Annotated in this window: 1 protein-coding gene; it reads left to right on the top strand. The window is 68.9% G+C overall.

What is annotated here, in order from left to right; translation table 11 throughout:
• A partial coding sequence (locus EN964_RS31935) for a chromosome segregation SMC family protein (RefSeq protein ID WP_164776178.1) occupies window positions 1-2,391 on the top strand: 2,391 nt, incomplete at both ends.

The following is a 2,391-nucleotide window of genomic DNA, read 5'->3' as shown; positions in this document are numbered from 1 at the left end:
CGACTGGACGACGTCGTCGGCGAGCTGGAAAGCCAGATCGAAAGCCTGAAGCGCCAGGCGCGCCAGGCCTCCCGCTTCAAGAACCTGTCGGCCGATATCCGCAAGGCCGAAGCGACGCTGTTGCATCTGCGCTGGACGCTGGCCAAGACCCAGGAAGGCGAGGCGCGTTCGGCGCTGGCGGTTGCGACAGCCCTTGTCGGCGACCGCGCCGCGGCCCAGATGGCCGCCGCCAGGGAGCAAGGTATCGGTGCTCACCGATTGCCGGATTTGCGCGACGCGGAAGCCGCCGCCGCTGCTGCCTTCCAGCGCCTGTCGATCGCCAAGTCGCAGATCGAGGAGGAAGCCGGCCGCATCCGCGCCCGTCAGAGCGAACTCGAGCGCCGGCTACAGCAGCTCGACGGCGATATCGCACGTGAAGAGCGCATGGTCCGCGACAATGCGGACATTCTCGAGCGCCTTCGCACCGAAGAGGCGGCACTCAATTCGGAAAATGCCGGCGCCGCCGAACGCGAAGCCACCACCCGTGCGGCGTTCGAACAGGCGGCGTCGACGCTTTCGCAAAGCGAAGCCAAGCTCGCCGCGCTGACAGCCGAACGGGCCGAGGCTGCCGCCTCGCGCAACCAGATCGAACGGACGCTGCGCGACACCGCCGAACGCCGCGACCGCTTCGCGCGCCAGCTTGCCGATGTCGACCGGGAATTGTCTGAGATACTCTCCAAGGTCGCTGGCCTGCCCGATCCGGCCGAGAAGCGGGTGCTGGTCGAACAGGCCATGGCGCTGCTGGAGGAGGCCGAGGCTGCCGTGTCTGAGGCCGAGCAGTCTGTCATCGATGCCCGCGCCACGGAAAGTTCTGCCCGGCCACCGCTTCAGGATGCCAGGGCCGAGCTGGCGCGGATCGAAACCGAAGCGCGCACGCTGGCCAAAATCCTGAATGCAGCCAGCGGCGATCTCTTCCCGGCCGTGCTGGAGCAGATCAGCGTCGATCGCGGTTTCGAAACGGCGCTGGGTGCGGCCCTTGGCGAAGACCTCGACGTGCCGCTTGACCGCAGCGCGCCGGTGCATTGGGGCGAAAGCGCGATCCAGCCCGGCGACGCGGCTCTGCCGGAAGGCGTTAAAAGCTTGGCCAGCGTGGTCCACGCGCCGGCACAGCTCGCCCGCCGCCTGGCGCAGATCGGTATCGTCGATGCCGCCGGCGACGGCCGCCGGTTGCAGTCGCTGCTTGCTCCCGGCCAGCGGCTGGTCAGCCGTGAAGGCGCGCTCTGGCGCTGGGATGGCTTTACCGCAAGCGCCGATGCGCCGACCGCCGCAGCACAACGGCTGGCGCAGAAGAACCGGCTGGCTGAGCTCGATGCCGAGGCGATACAAGCGACGCTCGTCCTGCGCCAGGCCGAGGATGCGCTGGGAGAGGCTGAACAGGCGCTCCGCCTGGCAAGCGAGGCCGAGCGCAACACGCGCCAGGCCGGTCGTGACGCTCAGCATCGGCTGGACGCTGCCCGCAATGCGTTGGCCGAGGCCGAGAGGGCCGGCGGCGAATTGCAGAGCCGGCGCGCCGCACTCGATGAAGCGCGCGCCCGCATCGTCGACAGCCATGAGGAGATTTCGGCCGCCTTCGCCGAGGCGGAAATGCTGCTGCAGGACGCGCCCGATCTTGGCGATCTGCAATTGCAGCTCGAACAGTCCTCGGCCAATGTCGCCCGCGACCGCGCCGCGCTTGCCGATGCGCGCGCGGTGCATGAGGGGCTTCGGCGCGAAGCCGAGGCGCGCGCGCGCCGGCTCGATGCCATTGGCGCCGAGCGCAGCAATTGGCTGGAGCGGGCCGAAAACGCCTCGACGCAGATCGCATCGCTCGGCGAACGCAAGGCCGAGGCCGAGGCCGAACGCGAGCGGCTGGCCGATGCTCCCGATGAAATCAACGCCAAGCGGCGTGCCTTGCTGTCGCAGCTCACCGAGGCCGAGAGCTTGCGCAAGGCGGCGGCCGACCGTCTGCAGGAAGCGGAGAACCGGCAATCCGAACTGGACAAGGCCGCCACCGGCGCCATCCAGTTCCTGGCCGAGGCGCGCGAGACCCGCGTTCGCGCCGAAGAGCGGCTGACGGCGGCCGACGAGCGCCGGCTGGAGGTCGAGGCGCGCATACAGGAAACGCTGAACACGCCGCCGCATCTGGTCATCCGCCACACCGGTCTGGAGGCCGACAGCCCGATGCCTGAGATGGCCGAGATCGAGCGTCAACTCGACAGGCTGAAGATCGAGCGCGAACGGCTCGGCGCCGTCAACCTGCGCGCCGAGGAGGAGCAGAAGGAGCTATCCGACCGGCTGGAGGCGATCGTCTCCGAGCGCGAGGACATCATCGAGGCGATCCGCAAGCTCAGGCAGGCGATCCAGAGCCTCAAC

Source organism: Mesorhizobium sp. M7A.F.Ca.CA.001.10.2.1 (genome assembly GCF_003998575.1).
GTDB lineage: Bacteria > Pseudomonadota > Alphaproteobacteria > Rhizobiales > Rhizobiaceae > Mesorhizobium.
This window is presented reverse-complemented; position numbering and strand designations above follow the sequence as displayed.